Origin of the sequence: Bacillus sp. LBA3-1-1.1 (assembly GCF_040676495.1) — a bacterium.
GTDB classification, from domain to species: domain Bacteria; phylum Bacillota; class Bacilli; order Bacillales; family Bacillaceae_G; genus Bacillus_A; species Bacillus_A nitratireducens.
The window spans coordinates 176,929-199,568 of record NZ_JBEGIB010000002.1; the positions used below are offsets into that span (position 1 = coordinate 176,929).

The following is a 22,640-nucleotide window of genomic DNA, read 5'->3' on the forward strand; positions in this document are numbered from 1 at the left end:
ATCTAATTAGAAACATCTTTCAAATGGCAAAATAAAAAAAGAAGAACCATTAGTACAACTTACTAACGCTTCTTCTTTCAATTCTATAAATTTAAGTACGTAACAGCAATTGTTAATACGAAGAATAGAACGGCTAAAACAATCGTAATACGGTTTAATACTGCTTCAATTCCACGTGCTTTTTGCTTACCAAATAATTGCTCTGCACCGCCTGAAATTGCACCTGAAAGGCCTGAGCTATTACTAGACTGCATAAGTACCATAACAATCATTAAAATCGATACAATAATAAGTAAAACGGATAATAACGTATGCACTTGGCGTACCTCCTACAAAGATTCAGTTATTTTAACTGTAGCATAAATCCTATAGAAAAGCGAGAGCTATAGGGTCGCTCTCGCTTTTCTTCTATTACATAAACATCATTGCAAATAATGGTCCGAGCAAACATGTCAAAATTGCTGTTAATGTCATTGTTACCGATCCAATAACACCTTCATGCTCATTATTTTTCATCGCTCTCATAACACCCATAATATGAGACGCACATCCAAATCCGATACCTTTACCAACAGAGTTTGTAACACGGCTCCATTTTAATAAAAGCGGGCCTGTAATCGTTCCAGTAATACCTGCGATAACGACGAAGGCCGCTGTTAAGGAAGGGACACCGCCCACTTGTTCAGATACACTCATCGCAACTGGCATTGTCACTGACTTTGGTAAAGAAGATAAAATTAAACTTTTATCTGTTCCCATAAGCGTGGCGATAGCGAAATCACTTGCAATCGCCACTGTTGTACCTACCAATACGCCACCAGCAATTGGTACAACATATTTTTGCAGAACGTGGCGTTGTTTATAAAGCGGGATTGCAAATGCTACAACACCTGGTCCAAGTAGCTTCGCAATCCAGCCACCACCGCTTTCCATATAGTTTTGATACGGTATATCAAGCATGATAAATAAGAAAGCCATTAATCCTGTCGCTACAAGCATTGGAATTGTAAATGGTGTTGGAAATAATTTATAGATTTTTTTAGATAATTGATATAATAGCACCGTAAAAAGAACCCAACCGATTCCGATTAATATTTGGCTCATTGTGTCTCTTTTTCCTTTCTATTCGCAAGATATTGTCCTGTATGTCCTGCGACGATAATAATTAAAAATGTACTCGCTACAATTGTAATGAAAAGAGAAATTCCTTTACTCATAAAAAAAGCACCGTAATTCATTAGGCCAAGTGTTGGCGGAATTAATAAAAACGGCATAATCGCAACGAGTGTTTCTGCTCCTAAATCAAACCATTTCACAGGCAGAACTTTTAAGCTAAGTAAAACAAGTAAGAGAAACATCCCAATTAAACTTCCTGGAATCGGCATATTTAACATTTCTTGCAGCCAAGTTCCAACCATATAAAACACATAAAGAGCAGCAATTTGGACAAGAATCTTTGTAAATTTCATCTTCATCATCCCTCATGTTTATACGATCTTCTGTTAATATCTTTATCATAGTATAAATTGTAAAATGCTGCAATTTATCAAATCGACAATGAAAATTCACTATATTATACGCTTACACCCTTGATATGACTGCGTTTCCGAATGTAATTTACGTCAAAAACCTTGACCTATTATATAAAGTTTATATTTTCTGAATTTTGATGGTTGTTATTTTAATAAAACAAAATTCTTCACTCCATTTTTATTCTTCCTTCTCTTTAGCACACATATATATAAATATAGGTGGTGAACATATGTCTAAAAAAGTTCTCATTTTTTGTGATCCTGGAATCGATGATACGATAGCCCTCCTCCTTGCATTCTTTATCGATGAAATTGAAATCGTTGGGATTGTCGCTGATTACGGCAATGTTCCAAAAGAAATGTCCGTACAAAATGCTCATTTTCTTAAACAAAAATCAAGAAATAGAGATATAAAAATATTTGGTGGTTCAGACCGTCCTCTCAATGGAGATCCTCCCGCTTTTTTTACCAATATTCACGGTAAAGAAGGGTTAGGGCCAATCATCCCAAATGAAAAGTTACAAAACGGGGAAATGGAGAATTTTTTTGAAGTTATCCCGCTTATCGAGCAGTATAAAGACGAACTAATCATTGTAAGTTTAGGGCGACTCACTTCCCTAGCTGTTTTATTTATTTTATGTAAAAATTTAATGCAGCAAATCAAGTCTTATTACGTAATGGGTGGTGCCTTTTTGCACCCAGGTAATGTAACTCCCATATCAGAAGCGAATTTTTATGGTGATCCAATCGCGGCTAACATTGTATTACAATCCACATCCAACATGTACATATACCCGTTAAATGTAACTCAGTATTCCATCGTTACACCTGACATGGCTGAATATATTGAGGCGAAAGGAAAGGCTTCTCTCGTTAAACCTCTATTCGATCATTACTACTATGGATATTACGAAAAAATTTTGCCACAATTAAAAGGCTGCCCTTTTCATGACACGATACCGATATTAGCTTTACTTGATAATTCTATGTTTACCTACTACAAATCACCAATTACCGTCATGACCGAATCTTACGCTCAAGGAGCAAGCATCGGTGATTTCCGCTCTTTAGTAGGATCAAGCCCATTCATCAATCGGCCCTCGCAACAAATTGCTATCGATTTTGATTATAATCTCTTCTTTAAACATTTCATGTCACTTATGACGAGTGAGCAATTTTAAGCATAAAAAAACAGACCGTGATTTCTCACGGTCTGTCGTTATTTTCTACAATTATCGTTTGATGTTGTAGAAAGATTTGATACCATCATAAACAGCGATTTCGCCTAGCTCGTCTTCGATACGTAATAATTGGTTGTACTTAGCAATACGGTCCGTACGGCTCATAGAACCAGTTTTGATTTGGCCAGCGTTAGTTGCAACTGCGATGTCAGCGATTGTAGCATCTTCAGTTTCACCAGAACGGTGAGATACAACTGCTGTGTAACCAGCACGTTTAGCCATTTCGATAGCTTCGAAAGTCTCAGTTAAAGTACCGATTTGGTTAACTTTAATTAAGATTGAGTTAGAGATACCTTTTTCGATACCTTCAGCAAGTTTTTGAGTGTTAGTTACGAATAAATCGTCACCAACTAATTGTACTTTATCACCGATACGCTCAGTTAATAATTTGTGACCATCCCAGTCGTTTTCGTCTAAACCATCTTCAATAGAGATGATTGGGAAGTCTTTGCAAAGCTCTTCGTAGAAATCAACCATTTCTGCAGAAGTTAAGCCAGTACGGCCTTCGCCTGCAAGGTCATATTTACCAGTTTCTTTGTTGTAGAACTCAGAAGAAGCAACGTCCATTCCTAAGAATACGTTCTCGCCAGCTTTGTAACCAGCTTTTTCGATAGCTTCGATGATTACTTCTAATGCTTCACGGTTAGAACCAAGGTTTGGAGCGAATCCACCTTCGTCACCTACTGCAGTGTTAAGACCTTTGTCATGTAATACCGCTTTAAGTGCATGGAATACTTCAGCACCCATACGGATTGATTCTTTGAATGTTGGAGCACCAACTGGTAAGATCATGAACTCTTGGAAGTCAACGTTGTTATCAGCGTGAGAACCACCGTTGATGATGTTCATCATTGGAGTTGGTAATTGTTTTGCATTGAATCCACCAAGGTAACGGTATAATGGAAGACCTACGAAGTCAGCTGCTGCGTGAGCTACTGCCATAGATACACCAAGGATAGCGTTAGCGCCTAGTTTACCTTTGTTTGGAGTGCCATCTAATTCGATCATAGCACGGTCGATACCAGCTTGGTCAGTTACGTCGAAACCAACGATTTCTGGAGCGATTGCTTCGTTAACGTTGTTTACTGCGTTCATAACACCTTTACCAAGGTAACGAGATTTGTCACCGTCACGTAATTCTACTGCTTCGTGCTCACCAGTAGATGCACCACTTGGTACGATAGCGCGTCCGAAAGCGCCGCTTTCTGTGTAAACTTCTACTTCTACAGTTGGGTTACCACGAGAGTCAAGGACTTCGCGAGCATAAACATCAATAATTGTTGACATAATAAATTCTCTCCTTTTTATATAAGCAAATTATTTAATAATTGTTTTACCTGTCATTTCTTTCGGTTGTTCCACATTTAAAAGTGTAAGCATTGTTGGAGCGATATCTCCTAAAATACCACCTTCACGAAGCTCTACATCATTTTTTGTAACGATGAAAGGAACCGGGTTAGTTGTATGAGCTGTCATTGGTCCACCATCAGCAGTTAACTCCTGATCAGCATTACCATGGTCAGCAGTAATAAGTGCTACACCATCTTTTGCAAGAATCGCTTCTACAACTTTTCCTAAACATTCGTCAGTTGCTTCTACTGCTTTAATTGTTGGTTCCATCATCCCAGAATGGCCAACCATATCACAGTTTGCAAAGTTAAGAATGATAACATCATGTTTATCATTTTCAATTTCATTTACTAAAGCGTCCGTTACTTCGTAAATGCTCATTTCAGGTTTCAAGTCATACGTTGCAACCTTCGGTGAGTTAATTAAGATACGCTCTTCTCCTGGGAATTCAGCCTCACGACCACCGCTAAAGAAGAATGTAACGTGCGGATACTTTTCAGTTTCCGCGATGCGAAGTTGCTTTAATCCCGCTTGCGCAACAACTTCACCTAATGTGTTATCAAGGTTCATTGGCTTGAATGCCACGTAACCATCAACAGTTTCACTGAAATGTGTCATACAAACGAATTCAGGAATGTGAGGTACTTTTTCACCACGATCGAACTCACGGAAGTCTTCGTTTGTAAATACACGAGCAATTTGAATTGCACGGTCTGGACGGAAGTTATAGAAGATAACTGCATCATCATTATTGATTGTTGCAACTGGCGTGTCATCTTCGTTAACAATTACAGACGGCAATACGAATTCATCGTAGATACCATTTGCATAAGAGTCTTCTACACACTCTTCTGCTGATTTATAAGTAGGTCCTTCGCCATTCACCATAGCACGGTAACATTTTTCTACGCGATCCCAACGCTTGTCACGGTCCATGGAGTAATAACGACCAGAGATAGTCGCGAATTGTCCTACACCTGTTTCTTTAATTACTTCATTTGTTGCATCGATATAACCTTTTGCTGTTTGTGGTCCAACATCGCGGCCGTCTAAGAATGCATGGATATAAACTTTCTCCACGCCTTCTTTTGCAGCTAAGCGAAGAAGAGCAAACATATGGTTCATGTGACTGTGCACACCACCATCAGAAAGTAAACCGAATAAATGAAGAGCAGTACCTTTTTCTTTTACGCTTTTAATTGCATTTTGGAAAGTTTCGTTCTGATCGAACTCACCTTCACGAATTGCAACGTTTACGCGTGTTAAGCTTTGGTATACGATGCGGCCTGCACCGATATTTAAGTGACCAACCTCAGAGTTACCCATTTGACCTTCTGGAAGACCTACTTCCTCACCACAAGCTGTAAGCGTTGTGTGAGGGAATTTGTTCCAGTAACCATCAAAATTAGGTTTCTTAGCTTGTGCTACAGCATTCCCGTAAGTTTCTTCACGTAGTCCGAAACCATCAAGAATGATTAAAGCTGTTGGCTTTCTCATTTTACCGCCCCCAGAAGACCTAAGAACGAAGCAGGCTCTAAGCTAGCACCGCCAACTAAAGCGCCGTCGATGTCAGATTGTGCCATATACTCTTTAATGTTTTCTGGTTTTACGCTACCGCCGTATTGAATACGAACAGCTTCTGCAGCTTCTGGAGAAACAGCTTCTGCAACAACTTTACGGATGTGCGCACATACTTCATTTGCATCTGCAGAAGAAGAAGATTTACCTGTACCGATAGCCCAGATTGGCTCATAAGCGATAACAGTTGCTTTAACTTGCTCTTCTGTTAAACCTGCAAGTGCTTTTGTCACTTGACCTGCTACTAGATCAAATGTTTTTCCGCTTTCGCGCTCTTCTAAAGTCTCACCACAACAAACGATTGGTGTTAAACCATGTTCAAATGCTGCAAGAGTCTTTTTGTTTACTGACTCGTCTGTTTCAGCAAACATTTCACGACGCTCAGAGTGGCCAAGTACTACGTAGCCTACTTTTAAGTCGCTAAGTGCTACTGGGCTAATTTCGCCAGTGAATGCACCATTTTTTTCGAAGTGCATGTTTTGTGCACCTACTTGTAAATCAGTTCCTTCAGTTGCCGCTACTAAGCGCTCTAAGAATAGAGCTGGAGAGCAAACTACTGCATCAACAGCTGAAGCTGCTGGGATTTGACCTTTAACTTCCTCTACGAAGCTAACTGCTTCAGATAGAGTTTTATTCATTTTCCAGTTACCTGCGATAATTGGTTTACGCATGCTTTGCACCGTCCTTTTTCTTTGGCTGCTACTTATTTGTCGTTAAGACAAACTACACCTGGAAGTTCTTTGCCTTCCATGAATTCTAATGACGCACCGCCGCCAGTAGAAATGTGGCTCATTTTATCAGCCATACCGAATTTTTCAACAGCTGCTGCAGAGTCACCACCGCCGATAACAGAGTATGTATCTTCTGCATCTGCTAATGCTTGTCCTACTGCTTTTGTACCTTCTGCGAATGGAGTCATTTCGAATACACCCATTGGTCCATTCCATACAACAAGCTTAGAATTTTTAATTACATCTGCATAAATTTCACGTGTTTTAGGACCGATGTCCACGCCTTCCCAAGTAGAAGGGATAGAGTCGATACCTACGATTTGAGTTGTTGCAGTTTCAGAGAATTCCTCTGTGATTACAACATCAACTGGCATGTAGAAGTTTACGCCTTTTTCTTTTGCAAGTTGCATAAATTCTTTAGCTAGTTCGATCTTGTCGTCTTCACATAGAGATAGACCAATTTCATGACCTAAAGCTTTAACAAATGTGTAAGCAAGTCCACCACCGATGATTAAGTTATCTACTTTGTCTAATAGATGACGAATTACACCGATTTTATCTTTTACTTTCGCACCACCGATGATAGCTGTGAATGGACGTTCTGGGTTAGAAAGTGCTTTACCTAATACATCTAACTCTTTTTCCATTAATAGACCAGATACTGCTGGTAGGTAGTCTGCGATTCCTGCTGTAGAAGCGTGAGCACGGTGAGCTGCACCGAATGCATCGTTTACGAAGATATCAGCAAGAGCTGCAAATTCTTTCGCAAGTTCTGCATCGTTCTTTTCTTCGCCCGCATAGAAACGTACGTTTTCAAGAACTAATACGTCGCCTTCGTTCATTGCTGCAACCATTTCTTGTGCAACTGGTCCGAATGCTTCGTCCGCTTTTTTAACATCTTTACCAAGAAGCTCGCCTAAACGTGCTGCTACTGGAGTAAGACGTAATTCTTCTACTGCTTGACCTTTTGGACGGCCTAAATGACTTGCTAAAATTACTTTCGCACCTTGCTCTACTAAATATTGAATTGTAGGAAGAGCTGCACGGATACGAGTTTCATCTGTAATTTTGCCTTCTTTCATAGGTACGTTGAAATCAACGCGGCAAAATACACGCTTACCTTTTAAATCTACGTCACGAATTGATTTTTTGTTCATTGGATTTCCCTCCGACTACTAGTTAGGATTGACAAAACCCATTCAAAAGCTTAACACATTTGCTTCTAAAACGAAAGAAGAGAGAGAGGGAACAAACCCTCTCCCTCGTTTTGTCATTGATTGCTTATATACTTAAGAATTAAAGACCTTTAGAAGTCATGTATGCTGCTAAGTCTACTACGCGGTTAGAGTAACCAGTTTCGTTATCGTACCAAGAAAGTACTTTAACCATGTTACCTTCCATTACCATTGTAGATAATGCATCGATTGTAGAAGAAGCTGTACATCCGTTATAGTCGATAGATACTAATGGCTCTTCGCTGTATCCAAGGATACCTTTTAATTCGCCTTCAGCTGCTGCTTTGAATGCTGCGTTTACATCTTCAACTGTTACTTCTTTGTCAAGTTCAACAACTAAGTCAACAAGAGAAACGTTAGCAGTTGGAACACGTACAGCGCCACCGTTTAATTTACCTTTAAGTTCTGGTAATACTAATGCTACAGCTTTAGCAGCACCAGTAGATGTTGGGATCATGTTTTCAGCTGCTGCACGAGCACGACGTAAATCTTTGTGTGGTAAGTCTAAGATTTGTTGGTCATTAGTGTAAGAGTGAATTGTTGTCATCATTCCGCGTTTTACGCCGAATTTTTCGTTTAATACTTTAGCGAATGGAGCTAGACAGTTTGTAGTACAAGAAGCGTTAGATACTACGTTGTGGTTAGCTGCATCGTATTGTTCGTGGTTAACACCCATAACTACAGTGATATCTTCGTCAGAAGCTGGAGCTGAGATGATAACTTTCTTAACTGATCCACCTAAGTGTTTCTCAGCGTCTGATTTTTTAGTGAAGCGGCCAGTAGATTCTACTACTACTTCTACTCCGTAGTCGCTCCATGGTAATTGAGCTGGGTCACGCTCAGCGATAACTTTAATTTCTTTACCGTTAACAACGATGCTGTTTTCGTTAGCAGATACTTCTGCATTTAAAGTTCCGTGAACTGTGTCATATTTTAAAAGGTGAGCTAATGTTTTAGCATCTGTTAAGTCGTTGATTGCTACTACTTCTACCTCAGAGTTGTTAAGAGCTGCGCGGAATACGTTACGTCCGATACGTCCAAATCCATTAATACCAATTTTAGTCATTTGAATTTCCTCCTTGGGGGATTATATTTAAAGGGTAATACCCTTTGTTAACTGTTTTGCTGCACCTTCATCTGTAATTAGAATTGAAGTGTGCCCTTGCTTTATTACAGCCTGTATTGCCTTTGCCTTTGAAGAACCTCCAGCGACTGCAACAACGTGAGATACATTTTGTAAATCTTCAAGTTGCATACCAACTGTTCTTACTTTATGAACAACATTTCCTTGTTCATTAAAGTAGTAACCGAAAGCTTCGCCAACTGCTTCGCTTGCCTGAATCTTTAACCAATCTGCTTCTGAAGTATTTCTGCGACGTGCCATTGTTAGCGCATCACCAATTCCATGAATGACGATATTGGAAGATCGAATCAACTCAAGAACTTCTTTCACGGAGGGCTCTGTTACAATGGACGCATATGCTTCGCTACTAACGTGATCTGGAACATACAATAAGCGATAATTACTCATCGTATTTTGTGCCATTTTGGCGCAAATGGTATTGGCTTCTAACTCAACACCTTCTCCAATTCCACCACGTGCTGGGACAAATAGCATATGTAAATCTTTGCAATCAAGTTGCATCATGTCCGCAGCAGCAGCTAGCGTAGTTCCTCCAGCCACAGCAACGATATTATTCACTGTCAGACGTTCTTTTATACAAGTCACACAAGCACGGCCCATCTCCAGTTTGACCCAAGGTGATTCATCACTATCACCAGGGACAACGAAAACTTCATCCAAGTCTAATGTTTCCTTAAGTTGTTTTTCTAAAACCTTTAACCCGGAAATTTCTTTCATAAAGTCTTCCAAAGCAAGAACTAAAGCTGTTCCTTCTTCTGTCAAAGTCATTCCAGAAGAAGCGACGTGAACTAAGTTTTGTTCTTTCAAAACTTGAACTTCACTTCGCAATACTCGTTCTGTCATACCGAGACTTGCTGATAAGTTCCTTCTTCCAATCGGCTGCATGAGCCTGATGTATTGAAGAACTTGCATTCTCGTTTGCATAACAGGTAGCAGATCAGGTAATAATTTTTTTGTGTTCTGAATCCATGAGCGCATATCTTTTCTCCTCACTACATTGGTTCATTTCCCCTTGTGGTCACTTTGTGTCCCGTAGTGACATTTTATGTCCCACATAGGTTAAAAAAATAATCCCTGCTACGTGTATTATTGTAACAGGAGATAGAAACTTATTCAACTCTTAACTGCATTGTTTATATAGTTTATTATGACACCTTTGTGAATGTTACCATATTCTACCTGTTCCCCGCCTATTTCTACAACCGGAATCATTAAATGATATTTCTCCAAAAGGTCATTATCTTCATATATATCTATTTCCTCGATTTGAAAAGAATATTCACATTGTACTTCCTTTAAAACTTGTTTCGCTTTTTCACAAAGACCACAATCTTTTTTTGTATATAGTACAACTTTCATCTTCTTCACCTATCCAATTGTTTTTCTTAGAGACGAAGCTGGAATATGCATCTGTTCTCTATATTTCGCAACTGTTCTTCGAGAAATAACGATTTCATGCTCTTCTTCTAATAATTTTGAAATCTTTTGATCTGAAAGTGGCTTTTTCTTATTCTCCGCTTCAACAAGTGTTTGAATAAATTGTTTTACACGCTTTGTAGAAACTGCTTCATCTTCAGTAGTCGACACGGCATTGCTAAAGAACGATTTCATCTCAAATAAACCGTGTGGTGTTTGCACATATTTATTTCGCGTTGCACGACTAATTGTAGATTCATGCACACTTAATTCTTCTGCTACTTCTTTTAAAGCAAGCGGTTTTAAATACGCTGGACCTTCCCAGAAGAAATCACGCTGTTTTTCCATTATGATGCCCATTACTTGTAAGAGCGTTTGTTTTCTCTGTTTCAAACTGCGCATAATCCATTGCACATGCTGATATTTCTCCGATACGTAAGAAGCAACTTCACTTTCACTATTATTTAGAAGCGCACTATACTCAGAATGAATTTCAATTCTTGGCATATTTCTCTCATTCATTTGTAAAACGAGACGATCACCATCTTTTTTCACCGCCATATCAGGCACAATATAAAGTGGTTTATCAGAAGAAAATGCAAGACCTGGCTTTGGTTGTAATGACGTTATACAATTTACCGCACTTTGCAATTCCTCATTACTACACTTCAGTACTTGAATGAGCTTTCGCCAATCTTTCTTCACGAAATAAGCAAAGTGATCCTCTATAACCTCTTCCGCTAATCCATTCCGTCTTTGTAAGCGCTTCAATTGCAAAGTTAGACATTCCTGAATATTACGTGCTCCTACCCCTGCTGGCTCGAGTGATTGGACAAGCTCAACAGAGCGGTCGACTACATGAAGCGGTGCGGAAAGGAGATCTGCTAACTCTTCATTCGTTTCTTGTAAATACCCATTTCCATCCATATTCATAATAATGAAGGAAGCTACTTTTCGCTCTTCTTCTTCTATTTTATAATACTGTATTTGATTTAATAAATGTTGCTGAATCGTTGTTGAATCCACGCTGTAGATTTCCATCTGATTCTCGACTTGTTTGCTGGTACTTTTACTTGTGTTAGAGCTCTTTTTCTTCTCCCTCTCAAAACCACCTAACTCAATAAGGGGATTCTCTAACGATTGCTCATACAAAAACTCCGATAATTCTTGTACATTATACTGGAGCATTGTAATCGCTTGCCTTAACTCTTGTGTCATTGCCAAACGTAAGCTTTGTTCTTGTAAAAGACTTGCCTTCAAACTAATCTCCCCCTTGTTTCTATTGTACAATAAGTTTGGTAAAAGGAGAATGCTATCACAGACACCCATTCCAAAATATTATTAATTTATATGTATTAATGAGATTTACAACTTACAACCGAAAAATGAATAATATTGAAAGAAAATAATAAAGCACAACATTATTACCAAGTACTAATAGTAAATCTTATCACTAGATATAACAAGAGGGAAATAAAAAAGTCCTAACCTACAAAACGTAAGTTAGGACTTTTTGACGCGCCCAGAGGGATTCGAACCCCCGGCAGACGTGGTACCGGAAACCACCGCTCTATCCGACTGAGCTATGGGCGCATGGATATAAAAAACACTTCATTTTCTTCTCATAATAATAGCAATAAAATCCATCTAAATCAATAAAAATATCCCCTTAATCCTTTATGCACCTTAGCTAAGAGCATATAAAACATATCTCTCCCCTAAATTTTCCAATCATAAATTCACCCCAATTCACAAATTATAATCTTTGAATTGATATTCCAAAGGGGGCTTCATTCAATGACTGTAATTACTAAACTAAAGCAAACTGTTTCTGGATTAAAAAGTGCACAAGCTAGCTTAGAGGGATTCGCTCTTGATACGGATAACCAACAAGCAAAGCAACTTTTCCAAACAGCTGCGCAGCAAACACAAACAATTATCGATTCTTTAAACCCACGCGTTGAAGAAGTCCAGCAAGAAGAGCCACAATACTCACAGCAATAACGAGTAAATCTTGCTGTGAAATAGAAAAAGGATGATATGCAATCATCCTTTTTCTCAAATTACATAATGCAATAGAAATGGAATGATTATAATGCGAAAACTCGGAATCATAGCCGCGTTATTTGTGCTCCTAATCGGTTCACTTACCGGATGCGATAATAGCCCGTTAGATAAAAAAGTAAAGAAAGAAGAAGCGAAGCGCACAGATGAGAAAAAGGGCCCTAAATTAACAAAAATGAGCACAGAATCCTTTAATCAATCTATATCGCAAGACGCTAAGAAAAAAGCTCTTGCTATGGAGGGAATTATAGAAGCTACCGCAGTTAATACAAATTTAGATCTTTACATAGCCATCAAACCTGAACATCACGAAAGATTTGGTTTAAAACCTTTACGAAGTAAATTAAAAAAGAAGCTAAGTGATGAGAACCCTACTTTCGATATTCGTGTAAGTACGGACAAAAAGATTTTTATGCTCATAGAAGAACTTGAAAACAAAATTAAGAACAAGAAAATAAGCAAGGATGGCATTAAAGATCAATTGAAACTCATTCAATCAGAAATGGGATCTAATATTTAAGCTTTCTAAAAGAGAAGGAAGGATTCAAATGTCTAGTAAAGATAAAAATTTAACACCTGTGCAACAAGAATATAAAAAATTTGAACAACAGCGCGAACCGAAGCGCCCCGTTTTAAAAAATTGTATAAAGGCTTTTTTCGTCGGGGGATTCATTTGTCTAATAGGCCAGCTGATTTCTACCTTTTATATTACGTATTTTGATTTCACTGAACGCTCTGCTGGGAACCCTACCGTTGCAACTCTTATTTTTATCTCCATGCTACTGACGGGATTTGGCGTCTACGATCGCCTTGGGCAATTTGCTGGTGCTGGCACCGCAGTTCCCGTTACTGGATTTGGTAACTCTGTTATTGCCGCGTGTATTGAACACCGTACAGAAGGGTTCGTTCTCGGCGTTGGTGGTAACATGTTTAAACTAGCAGGATCGGTCATCTTATTTGGCGTATTTTCAGCTTTTGTCATCGCTCTTATTAAAACGATTCTCTTTCAATGGGGAGGGCTGTAAATGTTACAAGGACACCGAACATGGGTATTCGAAAACAAACCAGTTATCATCTCAACAGGTGTAGTCGGTGGTCCATTTGAGGCAAATGGAAAAATCCCTGAAGACTTCGATACCCTGCATGAAGATTTATGGCTGGGACAAGATTCTTACGAAAAGGCGCATAAAATTTTATTTGAAGAAGCTTGTAGCCGCGCTACCGAAAAGGCAAAGCTCCGTAAAGACGATATTCAATTCGTACTCGCAGGGGATTTAATTAACCAAATAACTCCAACGAGCTTTGCATGCCGCACACTCGGAACACCTTATCTCGGTTTATTCGGCGCCTGTTCTACCTCTATGGAAGGCTTAGCACTCGGCGCAAGTATCGTAAATGCAAAAGGTGCAAAGTATTTATTAACTGGGGCATCAAGTCATAACGCTGCGGTAGAAAAACAATTCCGCTATCCAACTGAATATGGTGGTCAAAAACCTCCTACGGCTCAGTGGACAGTGACCGGTGCAGGCGCGGCTATTTTAAGCGACACTGGATATGGTCCACAAGTAACATCGGCCACCATTGGACGAGTTATTGATATGGGACTAACAGATCCATTTAATATGGGAGGCGCGATGGCTCCAGCTGCTGTCGATACGATTGAAGCCCATTTACGCGAACGACAAATCGACGCCTCTTATTACGACTTAATCGTAACAGGTGATCTTGGACATGTCGGTCGCGAAATTGCTTACGACCTACTACATAAACATGGAACAAAGGTAAAGAGCGAGCAATTTCAAGATTGCGGAATCATCATTTATAGAGAAGGTCAACCTGTCATAGCTGGTGGAAGTGGTCCAGGCTGTTCAGCAACAGTCGTATACGGACATTTGTTAAACCGAATGAAAAGAGGAGAATTCAAAAAAATACTTGTCGTTGCAACAGGTGCTTTACTATCCCCTCTTACATTCCAACAAGAAGAAACGATTCCGTGTATCGCTCACGCTGTTTCGATTGAATTTGGAGGTGCAACGCAATGATTTTTTTCTGGGCTTTCGTTATTGGTGGACTTATATGCGTAATTGGACAACTTATGTTTGATGTCGGCAAACTTACACCTGCACATACGATGGCAACGCTCGTTGTTGCTGGAGCTATATTAGATGGATTCAATTTGTATGAACCACTAATTGATTTCGCTGGGGCCGGGGCAACAGTACCAATTACAAGCTTCGGCAATGCCCTCGTTCACGGTGCGATGGAAGAAGCGGCTAAACACGGAATCGTCGGCGTAATTACCGGTATGTTTAAAGTAACGAGTGCTGGTGTATCAGCAGCTATCATTTTCGGATTCATCGGAGCATTGCTATTTAAACCGAAAGGATAGGAGGTGTTTTCATGACTGTTATCGCTAGTGTAAAAACATGCCTCGCTAGTTTAAGGGGCGCTCAAGCAAGCTTAAGTTCCCTTTCGTTAAATTCAGAAGACGAAGAAACAAAACGCGTCTTTCATGAATGTATGTTAGAAATGGACAGCGTCATCGCTGATCTAAAGGATAGAGTTTCAGTATTAGAACGTGAAGAACCTCAATATAAAGGGTTTTAAGTAGACTGGAGGAAATGACTATGTCTCACCTGCCGGAATGGACACTTGTCATTCTTCGCTCTGTATTCATATTAATTATTTTATTCGCTATTACGAAATGGTTAGGGAAAAGACAAATCTCTCAGCTCTCCTTTTTTGAATACATAGCCGGAATGACAATCGGTGACATCGCTGCCCAAGTATCTACAGGGCTCGATTCAAAATTTTTCCACGGTGTCTTTGCGATACTCATTTTCGCTGTGGTACCTTTTTTCACAGGAATCCTCTCTTTAAAGAACAAAACAGCTCGAGATTTTTTTGAAGGAAAATCTACCGTATTAATAAAAGACGGAAAGATACTCGAAGACAACTTAAAGAAAGAAAAATATACAAGTGACGAATTACTGGAACTTCTCCGTGGAAAAGATGCTTTCAGCGTAGCTGATGTTGAATTTGCTGTACTAGAACCTAGCGGAGAATTAAATGTATTATTGAAGAAAGATCGCCAACCACTTACAGCAAAAGACATCGGTTTAAAAGTACCAAACGAAAAAGAACCACAAACTGTTATTATGGATGGCAATATTTTAGACGAACCTTTATCCGCTAGTGGACATAACCGCGCTTGGCTACATTCTGAACTAGAAAAGCTTGGTGTTGTTATTGAAAATGTCTTTCTCGGTCAAGTGGATTCATACGGACAACTTACTATCGACATTTATAATGACAAACTACAAATGCCCTCTCCTCAAAACAAGCCTTTATTATTAGCGTCTTTAAAAAAATGTCATGCTGATCTTGAACTATTTTCCCTAGAAACAAAGTCGAAATCAGCGAGCGAAATGTATAGTAAAAACGCGAAACACATCGAAAAGATTTTAAATAAAGTAACCTATCTTTTAAAAGAATAGATATCGAAAGAACGCTTCAGTCAAAAGGCGTTCTTTTCTTTTTTTCTACAGTTTTTATAACGTTTAAATTTATGTAATTCGGTTATGATGTTGAAGATACATAAGCAGGGAATTTCAAAAACATAGCGAATATTTCATGGTACAACTACATATTTTTTTGATTTAAAGTGGTTTCGTTTGACCTTTATTGACCATAATTGTATTATAAGACTAAGAAAGCTTTAGAAGGAGGAAATAACAGATGAATTTAATTCCTACAGTAATTGAACAAACAAATCGTGGAGAACGCGCTTACGATATTTACTCTCGACTATTAAAAGACCGCATCATTATGCTTGGTAGTGCAATTGATGACAACGTAGCTAACTCAATCGTTTCCCAGCTTTTATTCTTGGAATCTCAAGATCCAGAAAAAGATATTCACATCTACATCAACAGCCCTGGTGGTTCTATCACAGCAGGTATGGCAATTTACGATACAATGCAATTTATTAAACCACAAGTATCAACAATCTGTATCGGTATGGCTGCATCTATGGGTGCATTCTTACTTGCAGCAGGTGAAAAAGGAAAACGTTATGCACTTCCAAACAGTGAAGTAATGATTCACCAACCACTTGGTGGAGCACAAGGTCAAGCGACTGAAATCGAAATCGCTGCTAAACGTATCCTATTCTTACGTGAAAAACTAAACCAAATTCTTGCTGACCGCACAGGTCAACCACTTGAAGTTCTACAACGCGACACAGACCGCGACAACTTCATGACAGCAGAAAGAGCTCTAGAATACGGTTTAATCGATAAGATCTTTACAAATCGTTAATTAATTAAAAGCGAAGGCGGCTCGTTTAGAACAGGAGGAAGTTGGAACCCCTGATTCCGAGGCGCTTTTTGCCTCGAATGAAGGGGTGAAACGACCGGAGATTCTAGACGCCGGAGCTGGATACATTGAAAGCGGAAGCGCCCTATAGACAGGGCGCTTTTTTATTATGCACTTCCGTCTACATCCCCCACCAATCGAACTCCCCGCTCCCCACCACAAACAGCAAAACAAAAAAGCTATCGCACATTCGCGATAGCCTTTTATTGTACATATGCAGCTAATGCTTCTAAAGCTTCCTCTGCATCTGAACCTTCTGTTGTAATTGTAATCATGCTACCAGTTCCGATTGCTAAGCTCATAATCCCCATTATGCTCTTTGCATTAACTGTCTTCCCATCTTTCTCGATGAAAATATCAGAATGAAAACGATTTGCCTCTTGCACAAACAACGCAGCCGGACGTGCTTGTAAGCCGTTTTTTAATGAAACTTTAACCAGTTTTTGAACCACAGCTCCATTTCCCCTTTAACCTCTTATTTTTTTGCTACTGCTTCCCCCGCGCGTAATTTCTCTGCAATATCATCGATTTTACGCAAACGATGATTAATACCCGATTTACTAATTTTCCCCCCGGATACCATCTCACCTAACTCTTTCAATGTTACATCTTGATAATCTCTTCGTAACTGTGCAATTTCTCTTAATTTATCTGGCAAAATATCAAGCCCAACCGTCTCGTCAATATAGCGGATATTCTCGATCTGCCTTAGCGCTGCACCAATTGTTTTATTTAAATTAGCTGTTTCACAGTTAACTAAACGATTTACTGAATTACGCATATCGCGAACAATTCGAATATCTTCAAATCTTAAAAGTGCATTATGAGCACCTATAATATTTAAAAACTCTGTAATTTTCTCAGCTTCTTTCAAATACGTAATGTACCCTTTTCTTCTTTCCAACGTCTTACTATTTAAATCAAATCCGTTCATCAGTTCACATATAGCATCATTATGTTCCTTATATAACGAAAAGATCTCTAAATGATAAGATGATGTTTCTGGGTTATTTACTGAACCACCTGCTAAAAATGCACCTCGTAAATACGATCGTTTACAACATTTCTTCTCGATTAATTCCGGCGATATATTTCGAATTAACGAAAAGTCATCTCGAACAATACGAAGATCTGCTAATATTTCGCGAGACTTCTCAACAAGCCGCACGATATATACATTATTTTTCTTCAATCGCATTTTTTTACGAACAAGTAATTCTACCGTCACATCATATCCTTTTTTCAAAAGCGTATAAATCCTTCTTGCGATTGCTGCATTTTCCGTTTGAATATCGATAGATAAGCGACGGTTTGAAAAAGAAAGCGACCCGTTCATTCGAAGCAACGCTGATAATTCAGCTTTCTCACAGCATTCCTTCATTTCAAGGTTGGTCAACTCTTTCTTGGTTTCCGATGCAAATGACACAGTCAACACCTCCTTATACGATTATTTTGGAACAAAAATCTTGTCCTATATGAATGAGGAGCGTTACCTCAAACGAGGCAACGCACATTTATAGCAGTGAATATAAAATCGAAGCTAACTTTAATGTATCATGTCTTACAACACGCTCATCATACTTCGCTAATTGATCTTGAATGATTTCGATATTATTTGCAGCAAAACGATCTGTATCCACTACAACTGGTCCCGACATTTCTTCCTCATATAACTTACGTAATTCACAAGGAATATCACGATTATTTACAATTGCAGTGTCGATAAATGGTTTACCTAAATGATCATGTAACGCCTGCACATGATCGAACGCAGTATACCCCATCGTTTCACCCGCTTGCGTCATAACATTACACACATATACCTTCTTCGCTTTTGCAGCAAGAACAGCGTCCCCAATTTTATTAACAACTAAATTCGGTAATATACTCGTGTACAGACTTCCTGGACCGAAAACAAGTAAATCAGCTCGTTTAATTTCCATCAACGTTTCATATAGCGGTTCTACATCTTCTGGAGTTAAAAAGACACGATTAATCTTCTTCCCGAAATAAGGGATCTTTGATTCACCTGTTACAATTTCCCCATCTTCTAACTCTGCATGAAGTACCGCACTTTGATTCGCTGCTGGCAATACACGTCCTCTGACATTTAATACTTTACTTGTCTCCGTAATCGCGTGGTAAAAGTCTCCTGTAATCGAAGTCATACCTGCCAATAATAAATTTCCTAACGCATGACCTTTCAGCCCGTCTCCAGTTGTAAAACGGTGCTGGAATAAAGCTTCCACTAATGGTTCTACATCCGATAACGCAACAAGTACGTTACGAATATCACCTGGAGGTGGAATTTCTAGCTCATCACGTAGTCTACCTGAACTGCCCCCATCGTCGGCTACTGTTACAACTGCCGTAATATCAACAGGATATTGTTTTAATCCTCTTAATAATACAGAAAGTCCAGTTCCTCCTCCCATGATGACAATTTTAGGTTTTCTCTCTTTTTTCATCCCTTAATGGCCCTTTCTCTTCTCCACATCACGATGAGATACATGAACACTATACTCTGGTTTCAAATGTTTCCCAAGGTACTCTGTAAGCGTAACAGAACGATGTTGTCCCCCTGTACATCCAATCGCAATTACAAGTTGACTCTTACCTTCTCTTTTATAATGAGGCAGCATGAAAGTAATAAGATCCGTCAATTTCTCTAAAAACTTATGTGTCTCATTAAATTTCAACACATACGACGAAACTTCTTCATCCAGTCCTGTTAATGGCTTCATATGTGGAATATAGTATGGATTTGGTAAAAAACGAACATCAAATACTAAATCAGCATCAATTGGAATTCCGTACTTAAATCCAAATGACATAACATTTACACGGAACGCTTGCTCAGTTTCTGTTGAGAATATGTGAACAATTTTTTCTCTTAATTCTTTCGGTTTCAAATCTGATGTATCAAGCACAATATTCGCTCGCGCCTTCATATCAGTTAATAGACCTCGCTCAGCTTCAATTCCCTTTAACGGCAAGCCAGTTGGCGCAAGTGGATGCGAACGTCTCGTTTCTTTATAACGAGTTACAAGCGTGCTATCTTTCGCATCTAAAAATAAAATATGAGGGATAATCCATGTACGTTCTGATAAATCATCAAGTGCTCCCCATAAATACTCAAAAAACTCTCGGCCACGTAAATCAATACCGAGTGCCACTTTATTCATTTTACCTTTTGAATCCGCCATAAGTTCAATAAACTTCGGCAATAACATCGGTGGTAAATTATCTACACAAAAATATCCTAAATCTTCAAAACTTTGTAACGCTACCGTTTTTCCAGCTCCAGACATCCCTGTAATAATTACCATTTTTATATCATTATTCTCTGTCATCGTATCCTCTCCTTGCAGATTTAACTCGGATCTAATCGATATGAAAGCAACTCAAAATCTGGGGTATATACAAATGTACCGTAGATTATACCATTCCCTTTAATTAAATAATCAATAATGTGATAATCTCCTGGTGCCATTGCTAAATCATCAATTTTATCAAATGTATGCCAACCAATGATGCCTTCTTCGCTCTCTAATTTGTTTTCTCCTGCAAAATCTGTTGCTAAAAAGGAGAACATCATCCATTCAGAAACAACCTTATCACCTTCTTGGATGACAAAGGTGAAGACCCCTTTTAATGCTGGGTTCTTTAAATAAATACCTGTTTCTTCACGATACTCGCGAACAACGGAATCTCTTACCGTCTCACCACGCTCCATCTTTCCGCCTGGCGCAACCCACCAATTTCGGCGAGGTTTTTGGAGTAAGAGTACTTCATTATCTCTAATTAACACACAGTTTGTCACTCTTTGCATGTTTCTTCACCTCAGCTACTTGCAGCAAAATTTCTCACTGCATACTCATTTCATTATACTATCAAAAACAGTTTGCTACAACGAAGGTGCCAGTCCCCTTTCGCTAAGCAATCGTAAAATTTTTTCTATAACAAGCAATCAAAATACCTTACTTCCCATGAATAGCACATAAAAATCCCCTTAACGTTTTTACCGTTAAGGGGACGAAAAATCCTTATTTCTTACCGAAATAAGTAACAACCGCAAATCCTAAAATAAAAGTAATAATTGAACTTACAATTGAAATTCCACCAGTCGGAATGCCAGGGAACACAATGACAATTGAACCGATAACAAGTCCAATAATTGCCGCAAATGTCATACTTTTATAACGATCTAATAAAAAACTAATTCCTTTACTACTTACAACAAATCCAACCATAACGCCGGCACCAATAACCGCGATTAACGGTAAATTGAGTGTAGTTAAAGCGTTAATTGCTGTCGGGTACACACCAATAATTAATAAAATAAACGATCCGCTAATTCCAGGAAGAAGCATAGCCATACTAGCCATCCATCCTGCGAAAAATAAGCCAATTGCATTTAAAATTGTTAACGTCGTAATTGGATCAGCTGCCTTATCTGGTTTAAAGAATGCTGTTATCGCAACAAGAATTGCCGCAATTATTAATAAGGCAATATGACCACCTTTAAACGTTGCCTTTGCATCCGCTTCTCTCATTAACATCGGTAATATACTAATAATTAAACCGAGGAAGAAAAATTGAGTCGGTTCATAATGATTTGCTAATAAATATTTAATAACGTGACTTAACGTTAGAAAAGCTGCCGCTACACCCGCTGCAAGTGGGATTAAAAATGCTAAATGTTTTTTCCATTCGCGACTAAAGAATCCGCTAATTGCTGCGAGCAATTGTTCATAAATCCCTAACACAACAGCGATTGTTCCGCCGCTCACACCAGGAATTAAATCACTAACGCCCATACAAAATCCACGATATATATTACGCCATTCCATACTGAATAAATTCCTCATTTCTTATAGTGATTTTTTCCGTAAATTCTAGTATAACAATAAGAAACATTAAATTCTTAATTATTTTTGACAAAAGTTTGACATTTGAACAAAAAAAGAAAGCCACCCATCGGTAGCTTTCTTCTCAAAAGGAAAAATCCCCTTATTTTTCTGTTACAGTTTTTAATTCTTCTACTAACTCTTCTATATAATGCTGTGCACTCTGCGCTGCAATACTACCATCACCTGTTGCAGTTACAATTTGACGAAGCATTTTTTCACGAACATCACCAGCTGCGAAAATACCAGGAACTTTCGTTTCCATACGCTCGTTCGTTTCAACATAACCATTTTCATTTGTAATACCTAGCTCAACAAACGGTTTTGATAATGGTAACATACCGATGTATACGAAAACGCCGTCAGTTTTAACTTCTTGTTCTTCTCCACTGTTTACATCTACAAGTGTTACACTTCCTACTTTACCATTTGCATCGTTAATTTCTTTAATCGTGTGATTCCAGATGAAATCTACTTTCTCATTTTGGAAAGCACGATCTTGCAAAATTTTCTGTGCGCGAAGAGTGTCACGACGGTGAACAATCGTTACTTTTGATGCGAAGCGTGTTAAGAACACACCCTCTTCAACAGCAGAATCTCCGCCGCCAATAACAACAAGTTCTTTACCTTTAAAGAATGCACCATCACATACTGCACAATATGATACACCGCGGCCGCCAAGTTCTGCTTCACCTGGCACACCAATCTTTTTATACTCTGCACCGCTTGCAACGATAATTGCACGTGTTTTATATTCTTTTTTACCAGCAATAATTGTTTTGTACTCTTTACCATCGATGATTTCTTTTACATCACCGTATGCATATTCAGCACCAAATTTCTTCGCATGCTCAAACATTTTATTTGATAAGTCTGGTCCTAAAATAGACTCATAACCTGGATAGTTCTCTACATCTTCTGTATTTGCCATTTGTCCACCTGGAATACCACGCTCAAGCATCAATGTGCTTAAATTCGCACGAGATGTATATACCGCAGCTGTCATACCAGCTGGTCCTGCCCCAATAATAATGACATCATAAATTTTTTCTTCTGACACAC

General features: G+C 38.8%; 27 protein-coding genes and 1 tRNA gene. 9 read left to right on the forward strand and 19 right to left on the reverse strand.

Features of this window, described 5'->3' with window-relative positions; genetic code table 11:
• Positions 1-83: 83 nt before the first annotated feature.
• The 3 genes from secG to MRBLBA3_RS04175 form a co-directional block, all read right to left on the reverse strand.
• Positions 84-317, reverse strand: coding sequence for a preprotein translocase subunit SecG (gene secG / locus MRBLBA3_RS04165; RefSeq protein ID WP_000557263.1), 234 nt, complete (start codon positions 315-317; stop codon positions 84-86).
• Between the two features lie 94 nt (positions 318-411).
• Positions 412-1,104: an LrgB family protein gene (locus MRBLBA3_RS04170; protein ID WP_000078301.1), complete on the reverse strand. Its 693-nt coding sequence runs from the start codon at positions 1,102-1,104 to the stop codon at positions 412-414.
• Positions 1,101-1,469, reverse strand: coding sequence for a CidA/LrgA family holin-like protein (locus MRBLBA3_RS04175; RefSeq protein WP_000673215.1), 369 nt, complete (start codon positions 1,467-1,469; stop codon positions 1,101-1,103). The genes MRBLBA3_RS04170 and MRBLBA3_RS04175 overlap by 4 nt, the downstream gene beginning before the upstream one ends.
• A 293-nt stretch (positions 1,470-1,762) precedes the next feature.
• Here MRBLBA3_RS04175 and MRBLBA3_RS04180 point away from each other — a divergent pair, with 293 nt between their 5' ends.
• Complete coding sequence (locus tag MRBLBA3_RS04180; protein WP_071734644.1) at positions 1,763-2,713, forward strand: nucleoside hydrolase; 951 nt, start codon at positions 1,763-1,765, stop codon at positions 2,711-2,713.
• Between the two features lie 51 nt (positions 2,714-2,764).
• On the opposite strand, the gene eno is transcribed toward MRBLBA3_RS04180, so the two are convergent.
• The 9 genes from eno to MRBLBA3_RS04225 form a co-directional block, all read right to left on the reverse strand.
• Positions 2,765-4,060, reverse strand: coding sequence for a phosphopyruvate hydratase (eno, locus tag MRBLBA3_RS04185; protein WP_000103949.1), 1,296 nt, complete (start codon positions 4,058-4,060; stop codon positions 2,765-2,767).
• Between the two features lie 30 nt (positions 4,061-4,090).
• Positions 4,091-5,620, reverse strand: coding sequence for a 2,3-bisphosphoglycerate-independent phosphoglycerate mutase (gene gpmI / locus MRBLBA3_RS04190; RefSeq protein ID WP_001231161.1), 1,530 nt, complete (start codon positions 5,618-5,620; stop codon positions 4,091-4,093).
• Entirely contained in the window at positions 5,617-6,372 is a 756-nt protein-coding gene (tpiA, locus tag MRBLBA3_RS04195) for a triose-phosphate isomerase (RefSeq protein WP_001231042.1), read from the reverse strand. Before tpiA ends, gpmI begins: the two co-directional genes overlap by 4 nt.
• A 32-nt stretch (positions 6,373-6,404) precedes the next feature.
• Entirely contained in the window at positions 6,405-7,589 is a 1,185-nt protein-coding gene (locus tag MRBLBA3_RS04200) for a phosphoglycerate kinase (protein WP_001036333.1), read from the reverse strand.
• Positions 7,590-7,728: 139 nt separating this feature from the next.
• Positions 7,729-8,733 carry a type I glyceraldehyde-3-phosphate dehydrogenase gene (gene gap, locus MRBLBA3_RS04205; RefSeq protein WP_000161234.1) on the reverse strand — a complete coding sequence of 335 codons (1,005 nt, stop codon included), beginning with the start codon at positions 8,731-8,733 and terminating at the stop codon, positions 7,729-7,731.
• Positions 8,734-8,760: 27 nt separating this feature from the next.
• On the reverse strand, positions 8,761-9,789 hold the full coding sequence (cggR, locus tag MRBLBA3_RS04210) for a gapA transcriptional regulator CggR (protein ID WP_098401642.1): 1,029 nt from the start codon (positions 9,787-9,789) through the stop codon (positions 8,761-8,763).
• Between the two features lie 135 nt (positions 9,790-9,924).
• Positions 9,925-10,170 (reverse strand): glutaredoxin family protein, encoded by a 246-nt coding sequence (locus MRBLBA3_RS04215; protein WP_000869723.1) that lies wholly within the window; start codon positions 10,168-10,170, stop codon positions 9,925-9,927.
• 9 nt (positions 10,171-10,179) lie between these two features.
• Positions 10,180-11,487 (reverse strand): RNA polymerase factor sigma-54, encoded by a 1,308-nt coding sequence (rpoN, locus tag MRBLBA3_RS04220; protein ID WP_000647979.1) that lies wholly within the window; start codon positions 11,485-11,487, stop codon positions 10,180-10,182.
• A 257-nt stretch (positions 11,488-11,744) separates the two neighbouring features.
• Positions 11,745-11,820: transfer RNA gene (locus MRBLBA3_RS04225), tRNA-Arg, on the reverse strand.
• A gap of 204 nt (positions 11,821-12,024) precedes the next feature.
• Here MRBLBA3_RS04225 and MRBLBA3_RS04230 point away from each other — a divergent pair.
• The 8 genes from MRBLBA3_RS04230 to clpP all read left to right on the forward strand — a co-directional run bounded on the left by MRBLBA3_RS04230 (position 12,025) and on the right by clpP (position 16,611).
• Positions 12,025-12,231, forward strand: a complete 207-nt coding sequence (locus tag MRBLBA3_RS04230; RefSeq protein WP_000216166.1) for a DUF1657 domain-containing protein — start codon at positions 12,025-12,027, stop codon at positions 12,229-12,231.
• A gap of 91 nt (positions 12,232-12,322) precedes the next feature.
• A complete protein-coding gene (locus MRBLBA3_RS04235) occupies positions 12,323-12,811 on the forward strand; it encodes a YhcN/YlaJ family sporulation lipoprotein (protein ID WP_001228522.1) in 489 nt (162 codons plus the stop codon).
• Positions 12,812-12,839: 28 nt separating this feature from the next.
• Positions 12,840-13,316: a stage V sporulation protein AC gene (gene spoVAC / locus MRBLBA3_RS04240; protein WP_000095410.1), complete on the forward strand. Its 477-nt coding sequence runs from the start codon at positions 12,840-12,842 to the stop codon at positions 13,314-13,316.
• Positions 13,317-14,333, forward strand: a complete 1,017-nt coding sequence (gene spoVAD / locus MRBLBA3_RS04245; protein ID WP_000938981.1) for a stage V sporulation protein AD — start codon at positions 13,317-13,319, stop codon at positions 14,331-14,333.
• A complete protein-coding gene (gene spoVAE / locus MRBLBA3_RS04250; RefSeq protein WP_000575919.1) occupies positions 14,330-14,680 on the forward strand; it encodes a stage V sporulation protein AE in 351 nt (116 codons plus the stop codon). Before spoVAD ends, spoVAE begins: the two co-directional genes overlap by 4 nt.
• Before the next feature lie 11 nt (positions 14,681-14,691).
• Positions 14,692-14,898 (forward strand): DUF1657 domain-containing protein, encoded by a 207-nt coding sequence (locus tag MRBLBA3_RS04255; RefSeq protein WP_000215893.1) that lies wholly within the window; start codon positions 14,692-14,694, stop codon positions 14,896-14,898.
• A gap of 20 nt (positions 14,899-14,918) precedes the next feature.
• Positions 14,919-15,788 (forward strand): DUF421 domain-containing protein, encoded by an 870-nt coding sequence (locus MRBLBA3_RS04260; RefSeq protein WP_000018902.1) that lies wholly within the window; start codon positions 14,919-14,921, stop codon positions 15,786-15,788.
• A gap of 241 nt (positions 15,789-16,029) precedes the next feature.
• A complete protein-coding gene (gene clpP, locus MRBLBA3_RS04265) occupies positions 16,030-16,611 on the forward strand; it encodes an ATP-dependent Clp endopeptidase proteolytic subunit ClpP (RefSeq protein ID WP_001049163.1) in 582 nt (193 codons plus the stop codon).
• Positions 16,612-16,871: 260 nt separating this feature from the next.
• On the opposite strand, the gene MRBLBA3_RS04270 is transcribed toward clpP, so the two are convergent.
• From MRBLBA3_RS04270 to trxB, 7 genes are all read right to left on the reverse strand, one after another.
• Positions 16,872-17,120 carry an HPr family phosphocarrier protein gene (locus tag MRBLBA3_RS04270; protein WP_000250255.1) on the reverse strand — a complete coding sequence of 83 codons (249 nt, stop codon included), beginning with the start codon at positions 17,118-17,120 and terminating at the stop codon, positions 16,872-16,874.
• A gap of 23 nt (positions 17,121-17,143) precedes the next feature.
• Positions 17,144-18,094 carry a DNA-binding protein WhiA gene (whiA, locus tag MRBLBA3_RS04275; RefSeq protein WP_000006565.1) on the reverse strand — a complete coding sequence of 317 codons (951 nt, stop codon included), beginning with the start codon at positions 18,092-18,094 and terminating at the stop codon, positions 17,144-17,146.
• A gap of 88 nt (positions 18,095-18,182) precedes the next feature.
• Positions 18,183-19,136, reverse strand: a complete 954-nt coding sequence (locus MRBLBA3_RS04280; protein ID WP_000712191.1) for a gluconeogenesis factor YvcK family protein — start codon at positions 19,134-19,136, stop codon at positions 18,183-18,185.
• Positions 19,137-19,139: 3 nt separating this feature from the next.
• Entirely contained in the window at positions 19,140-20,021 is an 882-nt protein-coding gene (gene rapZ, locus MRBLBA3_RS04285) for an RNase adapter RapZ (RefSeq protein ID WP_000138460.1), read from the reverse strand.
• Positions 20,022-20,041: 20 nt separating this feature from the next.
• Positions 20,042-20,500, reverse strand: coding sequence for an NUDIX hydrolase (locus tag MRBLBA3_RS04290; RefSeq protein WP_001190080.1), 459 nt, complete (start codon positions 20,498-20,500; stop codon positions 20,042-20,044).
• A 214-nt stretch (positions 20,501-20,714) separates the two neighbouring features.
• A complete protein-coding gene (locus MRBLBA3_RS04295) occupies positions 20,715-21,521 on the reverse strand; it encodes a DUF368 domain-containing protein (RefSeq protein ID WP_000455189.1) in 807 nt (268 codons plus the stop codon).
• A 160-nt stretch (positions 21,522-21,681) separates the two neighbouring features.
• Positions 21,682-22,638, reverse strand: a complete 957-nt coding sequence (gene trxB, locus MRBLBA3_RS04300) for a thioredoxin-disulfide reductase (protein WP_001288070.1) — start codon at positions 22,636-22,638, stop codon at positions 21,682-21,684.
• Positions 22,639-22,640: the final 2 nt, after the last annotated feature.

Excerpts from the sequence above, each read along its gene's own strand:
- MRBLBA3_RS04170 (WP_000078301.1), bottom strand. The coding sequence starts at position 1,104 with ATGAGCCAAATATTAATCGGAATCGGTTGGGTTCTTTTTACGGTGCTA.
- MRBLBA3_RS04175 (WP_000673215.1), bottom strand. The coding sequence starts at position 1,469 with ATGAAATTTACAAAGATTCTTGTCCAAATTGCTGCTCTTTATGTGTTT.
- MRBLBA3_RS04180 (WP_071734644.1), top strand. The coding sequence starts at position 1,763 with ATGTCTAAAAAAGTTCTCATTTTTTGTGATCCTGGAATCGATGATACG.
- eno (WP_000103949.1), bottom strand. The coding sequence starts at position 4,060 with ATGTCAACAATTATTGATGTTTATGCTCGCGAAGTCCTTGACTCTCGT.
- gpmI (WP_001231161.1), bottom strand. The coding sequence starts at position 5,620 with ATGAGAAAGCCAACAGCTTTAATCATTCTTGATGGTTTCGGACTACGT.
- tpiA (WP_001231042.1), bottom strand. The coding sequence starts at position 6,372 with ATGCGTAAACCAATTATCGCAGGTAACTGGAAAATGAATAAAACTCTA.
- MRBLBA3_RS04200 (WP_001036333.1), bottom strand. The coding sequence starts at position 7,589 with ATGAACAAAAAATCAATTCGTGACGTAGATTTAAAAGGTAAGCGTGTA.
- gap (WP_000161234.1), bottom strand. The coding sequence starts at position 8,733 with ATGACTAAAATTGGTATTAATGGATTTGGACGTATCGGACGTAACGTA.
- cggR (WP_098401642.1), bottom strand. The coding sequence starts at position 9,789 with ATGCGCTCATGGATTCAGAACACAAAAAAATTATTACCTGATCTGCTA.
- MRBLBA3_RS04215 (WP_000869723.1), bottom strand. The coding sequence starts at position 10,170 with ATGAAAGTTGTACTATATACAAAAAAAGATTGTGGTCTTTGTGAAAAA.
- MRBLBA3_RS04230 (WP_000216166.1), top strand. The coding sequence starts at position 12,025 with ATGACTGTAATTACTAAACTAAAGCAAACTGTTTCTGGATTAAAAAGT.
- MRBLBA3_RS04235 (WP_001228522.1), top strand. The coding sequence starts at position 12,323 with ATGCGAAAACTCGGAATCATAGCCGCGTTATTTGTGCTCCTAATCGGT.
- spoVAC (WP_000095410.1), top strand. The coding sequence starts at position 12,840 with ATGTCTAGTAAAGATAAAAATTTAACACCTGTGCAACAAGAATATAAA.
- spoVAD (WP_000938981.1), top strand. The coding sequence starts at position 13,317 with ATGTTACAAGGACACCGAACATGGGTATTCGAAAACAAACCAGTTATC.
- spoVAE (WP_000575919.1), top strand. The coding sequence starts at position 14,330 with ATGATTTTTTTCTGGGCTTTCGTTATTGGTGGACTTATATGCGTAATT.
- MRBLBA3_RS04255 (WP_000215893.1), top strand. The coding sequence starts at position 14,692 with ATGACTGTTATCGCTAGTGTAAAAACATGCCTCGCTAGTTTAAGGGGC.
- MRBLBA3_RS04260 (WP_000018902.1), top strand. The coding sequence starts at position 14,919 with ATGTCTCACCTGCCGGAATGGACACTTGTCATTCTTCGCTCTGTATTC.
- clpP (WP_001049163.1), top strand. The coding sequence starts at position 16,030 with ATGAATTTAATTCCTACAGTAATTGAACAAACAAATCGTGGAGAACGC.
- MRBLBA3_RS04280 (WP_000712191.1), bottom strand. The coding sequence starts at position 19,136 with ATGAAAAAAGAGAGAAAACCTAAAATTGTCATCATGGGAGGAGGAACT.
- rapZ (WP_000138460.1), bottom strand. The coding sequence starts at position 20,021 with ATGACAGAGAATAATGATATAAAAATGGTAATTATTACAGGGATGTCT.
- MRBLBA3_RS04290 (WP_001190080.1), bottom strand. The coding sequence starts at position 20,500 with ATGCAAAGAGTGACAAACTGTGTGTTAATTAGAGATAATGAAGTACTC.
- MRBLBA3_RS04295 (WP_000455189.1), bottom strand. The coding sequence starts at position 21,521 with ATGGAATGGCGTAATATATATCGTGGATTTTGTATGGGCGTTAGTGAT.